The sequence below is a fragment of the Methylobacterium sp. Leaf465 genome (assembly GCF_001424705.1).
Classification (GTDB): Bacteria; Pseudomonadota; Alphaproteobacteria; order Rhizobiales; family Beijerinckiaceae; genus Methylobacterium.
The window spans coordinates 252191-267407 of record NZ_LMRA01000001.1 but is presented as its reverse complement, the minus strand read 5'-3'; the positions used below and the strand labels follow the sequence as shown (position 1 = coordinate 267407).

At 69.3% G+C, this 15217-nt stretch carries 12 protein-coding genes; 8 read left to right on the top strand and 4 right to left on the bottom strand.

The window, feature by feature from the left end:
- Window positions 1-109 precede the first annotated feature (109 nt).
- A complete protein-coding gene (locus tag ASG51_RS01175) occupies window positions 110-1600 on the top strand; it encodes an MFS transporter (RefSeq protein WP_056211171.1) in 1491 nt (496 codons plus the stop codon).
- A gap of 401 nt (window positions 1601-2001) precedes the next feature.
- Here the strand turns inward: ASG51_RS01175 and ASG51_RS01170 are convergent, their stop codons facing one another.
- Window positions 2002-2469 (bottom strand): nucleoside deaminase, encoded by a 468-nt coding sequence (locus ASG51_RS01170; RefSeq protein WP_056272625.1) that lies wholly within the window; start codon window positions 2467-2469, stop codon window positions 2002-2004.
- Between the two features lie 387 nt (window positions 2470-2856).
- Between ASG51_RS01170 and ASG51_RS01165 the strand changes: the two genes are divergently transcribed.
- The 4 genes from ASG51_RS01165 to ASG51_RS01145 all read left to right on the top strand — a co-directional run bounded on the left by ASG51_RS01165 (window position 2857) and on the right by ASG51_RS01145 (window position 7894).
- Window positions 2857-3060, top strand: a complete 204-nt coding sequence (locus ASG51_RS01165; RefSeq protein ID WP_056211453.1) for a CsbD family protein — start codon at window positions 2857-2859, stop codon at window positions 3058-3060.
- Window positions 3061-4148: 1088 nt separating this feature from the next.
- A complete protein-coding gene (locus tag ASG51_RS23050; RefSeq protein ID WP_156389543.1) occupies window positions 4149-6119 on the top strand; it encodes a pseudouridine synthase in 1971 nt (656 codons plus the stop codon).
- On the top strand, window positions 6116-6673 hold the full coding sequence (gene rsmD, locus ASG51_RS01150) for a 16S rRNA (guanine(966)-N(2))-methyltransferase RsmD (protein ID WP_056378528.1): 558 nt from the start codon (window positions 6116-6118) through the stop codon (window positions 6671-6673). The genes ASG51_RS23050 and rsmD overlap by 4 nt, the downstream gene beginning before the upstream one ends.
- Before the next feature lie 90 nt (window positions 6674-6763).
- Window positions 6764-7894: a radical SAM protein gene (locus ASG51_RS01145; RefSeq protein WP_056378526.1), complete on the top strand. Its 1131-nt coding sequence runs from the start codon at window positions 6764-6766 to the stop codon at window positions 7892-7894.
- A 15-nt stretch (window positions 7895-7909) separates the two neighbouring features.
- Here the strand turns inward: ASG51_RS01145 and ASG51_RS01140 are convergent, their stop codons facing one another.
- Complete coding sequence (locus ASG51_RS01140; RefSeq protein WP_056272635.1) at window positions 7910-8305, bottom strand: helix-turn-helix domain-containing protein; 396 nt, start codon at window positions 8303-8305, stop codon at window positions 7910-7912.
- 76 nt (window positions 8306-8381) lie between these two features.
- Here ASG51_RS01140 and ASG51_RS01135 point away from each other — a divergent pair, with 76 nt between their 5' ends.
- Window positions 8382-8993, top strand: a complete 612-nt coding sequence (locus ASG51_RS01135) for an NAD(P)H-dependent oxidoreductase (protein ID WP_056378524.1) — start codon at window positions 8382-8384, stop codon at window positions 8991-8993.
- Here the strand turns inward: ASG51_RS01135 and mutL are convergent.
- Entirely contained in the window at window positions 8990-10891 is a 1902-nt protein-coding gene (gene mutL / locus ASG51_RS01130; RefSeq protein WP_056378924.1) for a DNA mismatch repair endonuclease MutL, read from the bottom strand. The two genes, ASG51_RS01135 and mutL, sit on opposite strands and share 4 nt — an antisense overlap.
- A gap of 161 nt (window positions 10892-11052) precedes the next feature.
- On the opposite strand from mutL, the gene ASG51_RS01125 reads away from it, so the two are divergent.
- Window positions 11053-12141: a glycosyltransferase family 61 protein gene (locus ASG51_RS01125; protein WP_056378523.1), complete on the top strand. Its 1089-nt coding sequence runs from the start codon at window positions 11053-11055 to the stop codon at window positions 12139-12141.
- 4 nt (window positions 12142-12145) lie between these two features.
- On the opposite strand, the gene ASG51_RS01120 is transcribed toward ASG51_RS01125, so the two are convergent.
- Entirely contained in the window at window positions 12146-13174 is a 1029-nt protein-coding gene (locus ASG51_RS01120; protein WP_056353986.1) for a KpsF/GutQ family sugar-phosphate isomerase, read from the bottom strand.
- 427 nt (window positions 13175-13601) lie between these two features.
- Between ASG51_RS01120 and ASG51_RS01115 the strand changes: the two genes are divergently transcribed.
- Complete coding sequence (locus tag ASG51_RS01115) at window positions 13602-15164, top strand: outer membrane beta-barrel protein (protein ID WP_244480034.1); 1563 nt, start codon at window positions 13602-13604, stop codon at window positions 15162-15164.
- Window positions 15165-15217 lie beyond the last annotated feature (53 nt).

The following is a 15217-nucleotide window of genomic DNA, read 5'->3' as shown; positions in this document are numbered from 1 at the left end:
TGCCGAGTTCAGCGGAGATGACTTAACCTTTGCGTGAAGCTTGGCGGAACCGCCGGGCACCGCGCCGGATTGCCAACAACTGTCGTACTGCACGGTTAACGAGGATTCGATGGCAACCAAGGCCGTGGCGGACCGGGGCAGCGCGAGCGCGGGGACGACGCCGGAGCGGGTCCCGATGGGAACCGTGATCGACACCGACATCTCCGCCCGGCTCGACCGCCTGCCCTGGGGGCGCTTCCACGTCCTCGTCATCGTGGCGCTGGGCATCACCTGGGTGCTCGACGGCCTCGAAGTCACCCTCGCGGGCTCCCTCGTGGGCGCGCTGCGAGCCGAGCCCATGAGCTTCACCGAGTTCGACATCGGCCTCGCGGCGAGTTCCTACCTCGTCGGCGCCGTTACGGGCGCGCTGGGCTTCGGCTGGCTGACCGACCGCATCGGCCGCAAGAAGCTCTTCTTCATCACCCTGGCGCTCTACCTCGCCGCCACCGCCGCCACGGGCCTGTCCTGGAATATATACAGCTTCTGCCTGTTCCGCTTCCTCACGGGCGCCGGCATCGGTGGCGAATACACGGCCATCAACTCGACGATCCAGGAACTCGTGCCGGCTCGCGTGCGCGGCTGGACCGACCTCGTCATCAACGGCTCGTTCTGGATCGGCGCGGCGATGGGCTCGTTCCTCTCCATCGTGGTGCTGCGCCCGGGCATGATCGACCCGGCCTGGGGCTGGCGCATCGCCTTCTTCGTCGGCGGCGGCATCGGCCTCGTCATCCTCCTCCTGCGCACCTGGATTCCCGAGAGCCCGCGCTGGCTCGCCACCCACGGCTACGTCGCCGAGGCCGACCGCGTGGTCACCGCCATCGAGAAGCGCTTCACCGACGAGGGCCACACCCTGCCGCCGATCGACGAGGGCAAGCGCATGAAGCTCAGGACCCGCAGCCACACCCCCCTCAAGGAGGTGTTCGGCACCATGCTGGTCGGTCACCGCCGGCAGACGTTCGTCGGCCTCGCCCTGATGGTGGCGCAGGCCTTCTTCTACAACGCCCTGTTCTTCACCTACGCCCTGGTGCTGCAGCGGTTCTACAACGTGCCGGGCGACCATGTCGGTTGGTACCTGCTGCCGTTCGCCCTGGGCTCCTTCCTGGGTCCCGTGCTCCTCGGGCGCCTGTTCGACACCATCGGCCGCCGTCCCATGATCGCCTTCACCTACGGCATCTCGGCGGTCCTGCTGGCGATCACCGGCTACCTGTTCAAGATCGACGTGTTCGGCCCGGTGGGCCAGACGGCGGCCTGGATGGTGGTGTTCTTCTTCGCCTCCGCCGCCGCCAGCGCGGCTTACCTCACCGTCGCGGAGACCTTCCCCCTGGAGATCCGGGCCCTGGCCATCGCGGTGTTCTACGCGCTGGGCACCGGCATCGGCGGCGTCTCCGGGCCGCTCCTGTTCGGCGCCCTGGTGGAGACCGGCTCGCGGGACTACGTGCTGGTCGGCTACCTCATCGGCGCGACCCTGATGGCCGTGGCGGCGGTCGTGGGCGGTCTCTTCGGCACGGCGGCCGAGGGGAAATCCCTGGAAGACGTCTCGAAACCTTTGGCGGCCGCCTGATCTTCGGCGATCGCGCCCCGGCAAGGCTCGAAACCACCGGGATTGATCCGTGTCGGTCCGGCACCGACCGGGTCACGCCCATCTCGGGAAGGACCTCATGCGGATCGTCCCCACCGCCCTTTCCCTGGTCCTCGCCGGCGGCTCCCTGGCGTTGGCGCCGAGCAATGCCCGCGCCGAGATCGAGCCCCCCGGCCGCCGCGCCTGACGATTCCGGGCGTCGTCGGCGAAGGGATCGTCTGGCCCGGCGGCATCGATAATGGGGACCCGGGTTCGATCGGCACCGTCGCCCCCGGAGCCACTGGGGCCTCCAAGTGCCTCGAACGCGTCCGGCGCGTCCGGTAACGCCGCGTAGACCCAGACGCCGATCGCCAGCACCGGCGGCGGGGGCGGCAGCTGAACTCTCAGGGCAGGCGGCGTTCGGCGAAGAAATCCCGCAGCAACCCGGCGGCCTCGGCTTCCCGGAAGCCGCCATAGACCTCCGGACTGTGATGGCAGGTCGGCTGGTTAAAGAAGCGCGGCCCGTTCTCCACGGCACCGCCCTTCGGGTCCGCGGCCGAGAAGTACAGCCGTCGGATCCGCGCGAAGGCGATCGCGGCCGCACACATCGCGCAGGGCTCCAGGGTGACGTAGAGGTCGCATCCGCTCAGGCGTTCGTCGTCGAGGGCCTGGCAGGCGGCCCGGATCGCCAGAATCTCCGCATGGGCGGTCGGATCGCGCAGGGCCCGCGGGCGATTGTGCGCCACGGCGAGGACCACCCCATCCCGCACCACCGCCGCACCCACCGGAACCTCCCCCTCCGCCGCCGCCCGACGTGCCGCCGCGAAGGCGTGGCTGAGGGGGTCGGTGGCGGACGGATCGGTCTCGGGCATGACGGAGTCCTGCGGATCGGCGCCCGATCCCTGGCGCCCGATCCTTGGCGACCGCGACGCTGCTTCGCAATGGGCTGCACCCGAGGAACCCTCGGCACCGTCGGCACGAAAGCCCTGCGACCCCCGGCTGGCGGTTCAGCGACGGCAGGTCGGGCCCGACGGCGGCTTCGTCACCGCCATGGGACATCGCCGCCGTCTTCGCACGCGGATTGTTCGAGCGCGGCGCGCCGATGGAGCCCCCGCACCGAGCAGAAGCCGAAGCCGTTCGTGGAATGGCTTCACGAGGATGTTAAAACCCGGAACATCGCTCGGGCGTGGCCGTTGGGATGGGTAATGCGGCACGGCCGAGACGACGCCGACCGCCAACCCGAAGACGAGGAGCGCACGATGAGCAGCACCACCGACAAGATCAAGGGTCTCGCTAACGAGGCTGTCGGCAACGTCAAGCAGGGCATCGGCAACGTGACCGATAACGACAAGCTGAAGGCCGAGGGCAAGGCCCAGGAGCTGAAGGGCGAGACCCAGAAGACGGTCGGCGATGCCAAGGACGGCGTCAAGAACGCCGCCGACGCGGTCAAGAGCAAGCTCTAAGTCTTTCGACCCCGGATCTCGCATCCGGCGACGATGATCTCGGAAAGGCGGCGCGAGCCGCCTTTTCGCATGTTTGGGGACTGCATCCACCGAACCCGCGGCCCTTGCGCGCGGGATCACTCGCAACAACGCGCCCGCTCTGTTATGGGGCAGGCATGACCGACAAGACTGACGATACGATGGGCAAGTCTGAGGACGTGCCTGCCAAGACCTCCCGTTCGAAGCCCAAGGCTTCGGCAAACCCGTCGAGCAAGACCGTGGCGGTGTCCACCCAGACCGCGCCAGCGAAGGCCCGCGCGTCCGCGCCCGCCGCAGGGGCGGCCGAGGGGGCGGCGAGCCCGCCCGCCAAGGCGGCCAAGGCCGCGAAGGCCAAGCCTGAGACGGCGGACGCCGCCAAGACGGGTGCGGGCAAGGCCGGCGCTGGCAAGACGGTGACCGCGACGGCTTCGGACACCCCGGCGTCCGGTGCGACGCCTTCGAAAGCGAAGTCCGCGAAGCCGTCCGCGTCCGAGGACACGCTCGCGGCGGGGACCGTGACGTCCAAGGCCCCGAAGGCGGCCTCCGCCAAGCCGAAGGCTGAGACGGGCAAGCCTGCGACGGCCGATGCCGCGTCGGCCAAGGCTGCGGCGGGCGCCGAACCCGTCGACACGGCGAAGCCGAAAGCCGCGAAAGCCAAGCCGGCCAAGGCCGAGGCGTCCCAGGACGTCTCGAAGGAGGCCTCCACCGTAGCGCCCGAGGCCGCGAGCGCAGCGGCGGAGCCGTCCGCGGCCAAGCCCGGGACGGCCAAGCCCACAACGGCCAAGCCCACGACGGCGAAGCCCTCCAAGGCCAAGGCACCCGAAGCCGCGCCGAGCGAGGCTGTCGCCGCCGAGCCTCCCGCGCCCGCGGCGGACGCGTCCGTCGCCAGGCCGGCGGTCGAGGCTGCGCCCAAGCGCGCCAAGGCGACGCCGGCCGAGGCGGCGGCGCCGCAGGCCGCCGCCACGACCTCTTCCGAGTCGAAGGCCCCGGCCGGGTCCTGGGCTCCGGCGACCGATGCCGGCATTCCCGGCCCTTCGGCCGAGGAGAAGCCGAAGGTCCGGCACGCCGCCATGCCCCGCGGCGGCGACGCGCCCCTGCGCCGCAGGACCGCCATGGCAACGACCGCCGTGGCGAAGGCCGCCCAGCCGGGGACCGCGGCCGCCGCGTCCGGCGGTCCCGCCCGCGACGAGGGCACGCCCGAGGGCGACCGCATCGCCAAGGCCATCGCCCGCGCGGGCATCGCCTCGCGCCGGGATGCCGAGGCGATGATCGAGCAGGGCCGGGTCACCCTCAACGGGCGGGTCCTGACCTCGCCGGCGATGAACGTGACCCCCGATGACCGGATTACCGTCGACGGCGAGCCGCTGCCGGCCCGCGAGCGCACGCGCCTGTGGATCTACCACAAGCCCCGCGGCCTCGTGACCACGGCGCGCGACCCGGAAGGCCGCCAGACCGTCTTCGACAACCTGCCCGAGGACCTGCCCCGCGTCGTCGCCATCGGCCGCCTCGACATCAACACCGAGGGGCTGCTGCTCCTCACCAACGATGGCGGCCTCGCCAAGGTCGTGGCCCATCCGGATACCGGCTGGCTGCGCCGCTACCGCGTGCGCGCCCATGGCGACACCACCCAGGCCGAGCTCGACAAGCTGCGCCGGGGCGTGACCATCGACGGCATGGATTACGGTCCGGTGGAGGCGACCCTCGACCGGGCGTCCGGCGACAACCTCTGGATCACCCTCGGCCTGCGCGAGGGCAAGAACCGCGAGGTCAAGCGCATCCTCGAGCATCTCGGGCTCGCGGTGAACCGGCTGATCCGCCTCTCGTTCGGGCCGTTCCAGCTCGGCGACCTCGAAGCGGGCCTGGCGGAGGAGATCCGCACCAAGGTGCTGAAGGAACAGCTCGGTCCGGCCCTCTCGGAACAGGCCGGCGTCGATTTCGAGAGCCCGGTGCGCGAGCCGATCGCGCCCTTCGGCTCGCCGAAGCAGCAGGCCAAGCAGCCCGCCCGCAGCGCCTCGGCCGCCCAGCGCCGCGACACCCGGGGCACCGACGACGAGGGGCCGCGCGGCGGCGGCCGCCCGATGGCGCCGGCCAAGCCCGCCCGCGTGCCTACTGGCGGCAACAGCGCCGGTCCGCGCCGCTCCGTCTGGCGCGCCGAGGACGAGGCCAAAACTGAGGATGGGACCCGGCGGGTCAAGATCCCGCGCCGGGGAGCCGACCCGAAGGTCGAGCGCGAGACGGCCGCCGCCCGGGGACGCGAGCGCGTCGGCGCCATCAGCACCGGCGAGCGCCGTGTCCTCGTGGAGCGCCTGAAGTCGAGCCCGCAGGAACCGGCCGCCGAGCCGCATCGCCGCGACAGCGCCGTGCGCCGTCGCGGGGACGAGGCCGCCCCCCGCGAGGGCCGCTTCCCCCGCGCCGAGGCCCAGGGCCGTCCGTTCCGGCAGGCCGACGACCGTGCCTCGGAGTCTCGCCCCGCCGGTGACCGGCCCGCTCGCGGCTTCGGCAGCGAAGGCCGGCCGCCGCGCCGGGACGACGACCGTCCGCGCGGGAACTTCCGCTCGCAGGACGGTGCCGAGCGCCGTGGTCCCCCGCGCGGGAGCGAGGACCGCCCCCGCGGCCCCTTCCGCGGCAACGCGAATCGCGCCGAGGGCGGCGACGACCGTGGCGCCCGTCCGGCCTCCCGCGGCGCGCCGGCCCGGGACGACCGCCGCGACGGCTTCCGGGGCGACAAGCCCAGCGGCTTCCGTGGCAACGACCGCCCCGGCGGCGACCGTGGCGGCTTCAAGGGCACCCGCCCGGACGGCGAGCGCGGTGGCTACAAGGGCACTCGCCCGGACGGCGACCGTGGCAGCTTCAAGGGCACCCGCCCGGACGGCGAGCGCAGCGGCTTCAAGGGGGCCGGCAAGCCCGGCGGCGGTTTCAAGGCCGGTGGCAAACCCGGCGGTTTCAGCAAGCCCGGTGGCAAGCCGGGCGGTTTCAGCCGCGGCGGCTCCGGTGGGGGCAAGCCCGGCGGCGCCCGTCCGCCCCGCGGTGGCAGCCGGTGAGGATCGTCGGCGGCGATCACCGCGGTCGCCGCCTCGCCACGCCGAAGACCGACGCGATCCGGCCGACCTCGGACCGCCTGCGCGAGGCGCTCTTCAACGTCCTCGCGCACGCCTATGACGACGCCGTCGCCGGGGCCCGGGTCCTCGACCTGTTCGCCGGCACCGGGGCGCTGAGCTTCGAAGCCCTGTCGCGCGGTGCGGCCTACGCCCTCCTGGTCGACGAGGGCGCCGAGGCCCGCGCCCTGATTCGGGAGAACATCGAATCCTTCGGCGCCGAAGGGGCGACCCGCCTGTTCCGGCGCGACGCCACCCGACTCGGCCCGGCCGGTACCAGCGGTACCTTCTCCCTCGTGTTCTGCGACCCGCCCTACCACCGCGACCTCGCTCCGGCCGCCCTGGCCAGCGCGGCCACCGGCGGCTGGCTCGCTCCCGGCGCCCTCGCGGTCGTCGAGGAATCCGCGAGTGTCCACGTCGCCCTGCCGCCCGGATTCACCGAGCTGGAGCGCCGGGTCTACGGCGACACCGCCCTCGCCTACGTGCGCTACGCCGCCTGACGCGCGACCTCGACGCGACCTGCGTGGTATACCGGCGCGACCGACGCGCGCGCGGCGGACCCCCGCGGCACCCGGGCGCGTTCCTCCGGTATGGTCCTCGCCGAACCCCGAACCGACGCCGCCGAGATCGATCCGGTCGCGTCCGAGCCCGCCTCCGACCCGCGCCCGTCCCGCCTCTGGCGACCGCGCCGCGTCCTCGTCACCCCGGCCGCCCTGGAGCACGCGCACGGCCGCGCGATGGTGGCCCGCGCCGAGGCCCTCGGGTTACCGGTCGAGCGCTTGGCCGCCAACCGTCTGACGGGCTTACGAAATTCGGACCCACGGATCGCGTATCGCGAGGCGAAGGCGACCCTCGCCATCGTCGTCGCCCCACCGACCAAGCTGAAACTCCAGCCAATTCCCCCGAGCGCCGACTGGCGCTTCGACCTCGCCGAGGGCTGCCCGGCCCATTGCCAGTACTGCTATCTGGCGGGCTCTCTCTCGGGCCCCCCGGTGACGCGGGCCTACGCGAACCTCGACGCGATCCTCGACAACCTGCCGGCCTATCTCGGCCAGGGCGCCATCACCTCGACCCAGGCCAACCGCGCCCAGGAAGGCACCACCTTCGAGGCCTCGTGCTACACCGATCCCCTCGGCATCGAACATCTCACCGGCTCGCTCTCGGCCGCCATCACCCGCTTCGGCGCCTGGGACGCACCGGTCCAACTTCGCTTCACCACCAAGTTCGCGGCCGTGCAGCCCTTGCTCGGCCTTGCCCACAACCGGCGTACCCGCATCCGGTTCTCCGTGAATGCGCGCTCGGCCGCTCGCTACGAGGGGGGAACGGCGAGTTTGGATGCGCGCCTGGCGGCCCTCCGGGAGGTCGCGGAGGTTGGCTATCCGGTCGGCCTCACCATCGCGCCGATCCTGCCGGTCCCGAACTGGCGGGACGCCTATGCCGGCTTGATACGGGATGTCGCCGCGGCGCTGTCGGGCGTGAAGGGCATCGATCTCACCGTTGAACTCATCACCCATCGCTTCACGCCCGGTTCGAAGAGCGTTCTGCAAAGGTGGTATCCCGGTTCGGATCTCCCGATGACGGAGACGGAACGAAGTCGCAAGCTGACGAAATTCGGATCGGTCAAGTACGTCTTTCCGCGAGATCTGATGCAGTCCATGCGTTCTTGGCTGACGGGAGAGATCCAGCGCACCTTGCCGGCTCGTATCCTTTACTGGACGTGAGATAATATCCTGCCTTCAATTCGGTCGGCCTTCATCGAAGCGACTGCGCGCCTCCTGGATCGCCGGAAGATTCGAGAATGCCCAGGCCCCCAGGGCCTGAACGGGGACCTGCAGCGATCGCCCGAGATCCGTAAGTTCATACTCCACCCGCGGCGGAATAGTGGGATACACGGTCCGTGAGACCAAGCCGTCGCGCTCGAGGCCCCGGAGGGTGAAGGTCAGCATCCGCTGCGAGACGCCCCCGACCAGGCGCTTCAGTTCGTTGAAGCGCCGCGGCCCATCCGTCAGCATCATCACCACGAGGATCGACCACTTGTCGCCGATCCGCGACAGGACTGTGCCGACGACCCGGCAATCGCCCAGGGTGTGCTGTGCGGTCGTCGCGGTTCCCTCGTTGTGCCCCAGTTCCACGAATGTGCCTCCTTGCGCGGGAGCGCATCTGGTTCTCTATACCGCCTCGGTACACTTCTGATACCGGGGATCGAAGATGAAACTCCTGCACGTCGACGGAAGCATTCTGGGGGATCATTCGGTTAGCCGTGCGGTTTCGGCTGCGATCGTCACGCATCTGACGGCGGGGACACCGGGCCTCGACGTCACCTACCGCGATCTCGCCGCGACGCCGATTCCGCACCTCTCGGGTGCCTACCTGGCAGGCCACCAGCCGAACGCGACGAACACCCCTGATATCCAGCACGACGTCGAGCTCGGCCGTTCCGTGCTTGCCGAATTCCTCGCCGCCGACATCGTGGTGATTGGCGCGCCTCTGTACAACTTCACGATCTCGTCGCAGCTGAAGGCCTGGATCGATCGTATCCTCGTGGCGGGCCAGACCTTCAAGTACACCGAGAGCGGCGCCGTCGGCCTCGTTCCGCAGAAGCGGGTCATCGTGGCCGTTGCTCGGGGCGGTCTTTACGGAGCGGGAACACCGAACGCGGCGGCGGAGCATGCCGAGACCTACCTGCGCGTGGTTCTGGGTTTCATCGGCATCACGAACCCGGAGATCATCGTCGCCGAGGGCATCGCACTCGGTCCGGACGCCCGCCAGAAGGCCCTCGACGGTGCTCTGAAGGCCGCCTCCGACCTGCCGGCGGCCTAGCGCCGTCCGAAGAGCCGCTCGATGTCGTGGAGCTTCAGCTCCACGAAGGTCGGGCGGCCATGGTTGCAGGTGCCGGCGAGCGGCGTCGCTTCCATCTCGCGCAGGAGCGCGTTCATTTCCTCTGGGTGCAGGCGCCGGCCCGCTCGGATCGAGCCGTGGCAACTCATCCGCGACAGGATCGCGTCCAGGCGCCGGCCGAGGGGGCCTGCACCCGCATCGGTGCCATCAGGGCTTTCGTCTTCGAGACCACTCTGGCTGAGCGCATCGAGGATATCGGTGACGAGGGTCCGGATCGAGGCGCCGGCAAGAGCGGCCGGTACCTCCCGCACGAGGACGGCGCCCGAGCCGAACGGCTCGAGCGTCAGGCCCAGGCGGTCGAGATCGGGGGCCGCGGCGACGAGGCGCTCCGCCTCGCCGGGAGCCATCTCCACCACGTCGGGAATCAGCAGACCCTGACGGGCGATGCCGCCCCGTGCGCGTTCGCGTTTCAGCCGTTCGTATACCAGACGCTCGTGAGCGGCATGCTGATCGACGAGGACGAGACCATCGGCCGTCTGGGCGACGATGTAGGTCTCGTGCAACTGAGCCCGCGCCGCTCCAAGGGGGTGCACCTGTTCGTCCGCTGGCTCCACCCCTGGGCGCAGATCCGCCGCCGGGGGGGCGAAATCATGCGCGAAGCGGGCCTGGGGCGCCTCGGCCAATCCGGCGAGCACCGGCGAGCGCGGAACCGCCTGGCGGTAGGGATAGGGCGCAGCAATGGACGGCACCGAGCCCGGTCGGTTCAGTGAGGGGATCGGATAGGTACTGATGCCCGAATGAACGGCGAGACCGGTCGGCCGCAAGGCGTCCAACGTGCGGGCAGCGCCCGTGGTGGAGCCGCGCAGGCCGGCTTGACGGAGGGTCTCGTGGATCGCACTGACGATCAGGCTCCGGACCAGGCCGGGATCGCGAAAGCGGACTTCGGTTTTGGCCGGGTGCACGTTCACGTCCACCAGCGACGGATCGCACAGGATCGCCAGAGCCAGGACCGGGTGGCGGTCGGAACTCATGGTATCGGCATAAGCGCCCCGCACGGCGCCGAGCAGTAGGCGGTCACGGACCGGCCGGCCATTGACGGTGAAGTGGATCTGGCTGGCAGCGCCCCGATGGAAGCTCGGCAGGCCGATATGACCCGCAAGCGCGAAGCCCTCGCGGGCCATGTCGAGGGCTAGCGAGTTCGATCCGAAATCGGTGCCGAAGATCCCAGTCAGGCGCCGGAGGGTTGCGGAAGAACCCGTTTCTGTCTCGGCCGGGAAAATGAGCGGCGTCCCACTTTCCGATCGCAGGACAAGTCGGATTTCGGGCTGCGCCACCGCGAGCCGGCGCAGGATGTCGCCGATCGCCGCCGTTTCGGCCCGGTCGGACTTCAGGAATTTCAGTCGCGCAGGTGTGGCCGCGAACAGATCGGACACCTCAATGCGTGTGCCGCGCGCGCTCGGTGCCGGGCGGACTTCGCCCTTGATGCCCGCATCGACCGTAAGGGTGACACCCGTTTCGGCCTTGGCCGTGCGACTAGTAAGAGTCAGGCGCGCGACCGCGCCGATGGAGGGTAGGGCCTCGCCACGAAAACCCAGCGTTTCGATGCGGGTAAGGTCTCCCCCTGGAAGCTTCGAGGTGGCGTGTCGCTCTACGGCGAGCGCAAGATCATCTGCATCCATGCCCGCGCCGTCATCGACCACGCGGATCAAGTGTCGGCCGCCTCCTTCGATCGTGACCTCGATACTGCGTGCGCCAGCATCGATCGCGTTCTCGACGAGTTCCTTGACCGCTGAGGCAGGCCGCTCAACGACCTCGCCCGCAGCGATACGGTCGACGAGGATCGGATCGAGGCGACGGACGGGGCGAGGTGGCGTGGACATGCGGAGGAAACTATAGGTGCCCTCGGACACAGCCGAAAGGCCATGATGGAAACGTTGGTTCGTGCCACACCCGCTGCCGATTCGACGCACGCTCACGAGGGTGACGACAAGATCGACGGTATGAAGATCTTACGGTTCTCTTTCGAGGGGCTTGTCCGCGCGTGAAGGCCAAGCTGCAGCGCTGCCGCACCGTATGGGGACGGACCGAACAGCGCGATACACTTCCGGGACTGCGTGCGGTGACCAACGCCGTGTATCAGCCGGCGACCCCGGACGGGAGTTGGGCGCTGTGCGATGCTGATGGCACCATCATCGAATTTGGCGCCAATCCCATGCTGACGGACGTCGTGGACGAGGCGGACGATCGCCCGACTCTCTTCATCGGTCCGCTGATCACCCATTACGGCCATTTCCTCCTCGGCACCTTCGCGCGCCTCTGGCCACTCCTCACCTGGAGGGGACCGAAGCCGCGCCTCCTCTGCTACGCTGAAGGACCTCTGGATGCGCTGCACGCGAAATGGGCGACGCTACCGTTTCTCGCCGACATTCTCGCCCGCTTCGATCTGACCATTGCAGACCTCGTGACCTTCCAGAACGTGACGCGGATCCCGAATCTGCTGGTTCCGGAGCCGAGCGTGAAGGAGCAGGACTTCACCCATGCGATCTACGGCACGCTCACGCACTATACCGGCGAGGCGTTCTACGACCCAGTCGCTGTCGATCGGGAAACGCGGCCGGTCTACCTGTCGAAAGCAAGATTGGCATCGGGGATCTCGCGCCTGCGCAACGAGGATGTGCTGTGCGAGCGTCTGGCGCGGCAGGGGGTGGACATCGTTTTCCCGGAGACCCTGCGGTTTCCTGAGTTGGTTCGTCTGCTTTCGGAGCGGAAAATGGTTCTTGGAACGGCAGGCTCGGCGTTTCACACGGCCGTCTTCGCGGCGCCGAACCGCCGGATCCTCGCGTTGAACTGGACGCCTCCGGTCCACGCCAACTATCCCCTGCTTGATGCGCTCAATGGCACGCAGGCGCGGTACTACTTCGTTCCGGGGAGCATGATCGAAGAGGAGCCCGGCTTCCATTTCGGGTGGTCGATCCCGGACCCACAAGCGGTCGCGGCCGAGATGCTGGAGCGCGCGCATGCCTTCGACAGCCTCGAGGCCCGCGATGCCGCCGAGGACGCGGCGCGATGGCGATCCAAGTGGATCCCGGGCTGGAAACCGGTCCAGCGCTGGCTCGAGCGCCGCCTCTGAAGGCTCAGGCGACGCCTGAGCGGAGCAGATCGTGGTAGTGCACGAGCCCGACCGGGCGGTCGTCCTCGACGACGATCAGCGCCGTGATCTTCATCGATTCCTGGATTTCCAGGGCCTTCGCGAGCAACGTTTCGGGGGCGACCGTCCGTGGCTTGCCGCTCATCAGCGCCTCCACCGCGAGGCTATCGAGATCCGTGCGGAAGACGTTGCGGCGTAGATCGCCGTCCGTGAGGATACCCGCGAGGCGTCCATCGGCGTCCACCACGACCACCGAGCCGAACCCCTTCGCATCGATCTCGGCGATGGCCGCGCGCATCGGGGTCCCGCATGGGACCACCGGCAACTGAGATCCGGTATGCATCACCTCGCGAACCTGACGCAGCGAGGCCCCGAGGCGACCGCCCGGGTGATAGATGCTGAATTCCCGCGCGGAGAAGCCGCGTGCTTCGAGGAGCGCAATGGAGAGCGCATCGCCGAGGGCGAGCTGCATCGCCGTGGACGTCGTCGGGGCCAAGCCATTCGGACAGGCCTCGCGCGCCTTCGGGAGGGTCAGGCAGATGTCGGCTTCGCGGCCCAGGGTCGATGAACTGTTGGATGTGATGGCGATCAGGCCGACGCGGTAGCGACGGGCATAACCGATGATGTCGGCCAGCTCCGTCGTCTCGCCCGACCAGGATAGCGCCACCACGACGTCTTCGGGCTGGATCATGCCCAGATCGCCATGGCTGGCCTCGGCGGGGTGAACGTACAGGGCGGGCGTCCCGGTCGAGGCCAGCGTCGCAGCGATCTTGCGACCGATATGGCCCGATTTGCCCATACCCGTGAGGATGGCGCGTCCCTTGGCGCGGGCGATGCGCGACACCGCATCGGTGAACGCCGCGCCGAGCCCATTGCCGATGGACTCCATCAAGCAGGCGAGCCCGTCGCGTTCGGTCTCGATCGTCCGCAGGGCGGAGGCGACCGCCGGCGAGAGCGTCGAATCCGCGGGGATCGAGGCGGGGCGCAAGGCCTGGGCGCTGTCTGCTGGAGCCATACTGGCCCGTATCCTTCTCGTAAGATCGCGTGCGCGTGCGGCGCCACGGTCGTCCGCCTATGGACAGCGATTGTGGTCGGATGGCGACCCCTTGGCCTTGCCCGATGTGTCCCGCTCCGCGTTGACGCCCCATTAACCGTGCCGGTTGTAGGCCTGTTAACCATGAGGTCGGGGCGTCTTCCCTTGAAAGACGGTCTGGCGTCGTCCGTCTCGCGCATCCGCAGGCGGTCCAGGTCTCGAAGCGCCGTCTTCGGCGTCAAGGTCAGCGGAAAGACGTCGATCCGTGACATGCGCAGGGCCGATCGCAGGATGGCAGAGCCAAGGTCTTCGTGGCTTTGCCCTGATCGCTGCCCTCACGCTTCCGTCCCTTGCCCGGGCTCAGGCGCTTCCCTCCGGTGCGCCCGATAGTACCGTCGGAGCGCCGGCCGTGGGCGACGTCCTGCCGCTGGGCGCGGGCCTGCGGGGCAGTGCCGTCTCGGGCAGCGGGGTTCTGAACAGCAACGGCTCTGCGACCGGCGGAGAGACGTCAGGCAGCGGAGGACTGGCCACCCGTGCGCTGGCCGGAAGCCGATCCGGCAGCGCCCTCGCCTCCGGCGGGACGAATGGGCCCAACAATCGCGGACTGACGAATCTCCTGCGGCTCAGGGCGATCCCGCCGCGCCGCTTCGGGAGCGCGACGGTCCGGCCGGTCCGATCGATCACGCAAGTGCCGCCTTACGATCTGCGTCTCACGCCGGTGGTGCGCAATGCCGTGAGCGGCGTTCCGTTGCCGACGGTGCTGCCGCTCGCTGGTGTCCAGACGCCGGGATTCTTTCTCTCGACGGCCCTTCGGCGGCCGATCACCATCGACGAGGCCTACGCGCCGCTCGGGATCAAGGTCGGCACCTTCACGATCCTGCCTGCGATCCAGCAGAGCATCGGCTATGACACCAACCCCGACCAGATCACGAATCGGCTGGCCAAGCCGTCGCTGGCGCTGCGGACCGATGGCGAATTGAGCTTCCGGAGCGACTGGTCATCGAGCGAGCTCACCGGCGACCTGCGGGGGGGCTACGTCGATTATCCGGACAATCAGGGAGCCAGCCGGCCGAACGGAGCCGGCGTGACGCGGCTGCGGATCGACGCGAACCGCGACACGCGGATCGAGGTCGAAGGCCGATTTCTCCTGGAAACACAACGCACTGGCACGCCGGACCTGGCGGCCGCGACGGCGACCCGGCCGCTGATCGCGAGCTATGGCACGACGGTCGGCGTCTCCGAGCGCTTCAACCGGGTCCAGGTTTCGCTGCGGGGGTTGCTCGACCGCTCGGAGTTCGAGGATGCGCAGCTCTCGGATGGCACCATCCTGCGCCAGAGCGATCGCAACCTGAACCAGTATGGCCTGCAACTCCGGGCCGGATACGAGATCTCGCCCGTCATCACGCCCTTCGTCGATGTCCTGGCCGACACGCGCGTCTACGATCTACGCGTCGACTCCTCGGGAATACGGCGCGATTCCGATGGCATCACGCTCTCGGGCGGCGCGTCCTTTGCCCTGACCCGCTTCGTCACCGGGGAAATCTCGGCGGGACTTCAGCACCGCAGCTATGTCGACCCGGCCCTGCGCGATCTGACGGCGCCCGTCATCACCGCGGCGCTGATCTGGAGCGCGAGTCCGCTCACCACGGTCCGCCTGAATGGAGCGACGGGCATCGTCGAGACGTCGGTGCCCGGTTCGAGCGGTGTCCTGACACAAACCGCGACGCTGGAAGTCCAGCACGATCTCCTGCGCAATCTCTCGCTGACCGGCGGCATCAGCTACCTGTCGAACGACTATGACCGGGTGAACATCACCGAGCGCGGATTCTCGGCGACGGCGCGGATCGACTATCGCTTCAACCGCTGGCTGGCGATGCGCGGGAGCTACATCTACCAGCGCCTCGACAGCACCTCGTCCGGTTCAAGCTTCCACGCGAACACGTTCCTGCTCGGCCTGCGCGTCAATCCGTGACGCGCAGACCCGCTTTTTCGTCGCGGTATACCAAGAGGGTCGTGTCGAGGTCG

Bases quoted from the DNA above. Each gene is read 5' to 3' on its own strand.
- ASG51_RS01175 (WP_056211171.1), top strand. From the start codon at position 110: ATGGCAACCAAGGCCGTGGCGGACCGGGGCAGCGCGAGCGCGGGGACG.
- ASG51_RS01170 (WP_056272625.1), bottom strand. From the start codon at position 2,469: ATGCCCGAGACCGATCCGTCCGCCACCGACCCCCTCAGCCACGCCTTC.
- ASG51_RS01165 (WP_056211453.1), top strand. From the start codon at position 2,857: ATGAGCAGCACCACCGACAAGATCAAGGGTCTCGCTAACGAGGCTGTC.
- ASG51_RS23050 (WP_156389543.1), top strand. From the start codon at position 4,149: ATGCCCCGCGGCGGCGACGCGCCCCTGCGCCGCAGGACCGCCATGGCA.
- ASG51_RS01145 (WP_056378526.1), top strand. From the start codon at position 6,764: ATGGTCCTCGCCGAACCCCGAACCGACGCCGCCGAGATCGATCCGGTC.
- ASG51_RS01135 (WP_056378524.1), top strand. From the start codon at position 8,382: ATGAAACTCCTGCACGTCGACGGAAGCATTCTGGGGGATCATTCGGTT.
- mutL (WP_056378924.1), bottom strand. From the start codon at position 10,891: ATGTCCACGCCACCTCGCCCCGTCCGTCGCCTCGATCCGATCCTCGTC.
- ASG51_RS01120 (WP_056353986.1), bottom strand. From the start codon at position 13,174: ATGGCTCCAGCAGACAGCGCCCAGGCCTTGCGCCCCGCCTCGATCCCC.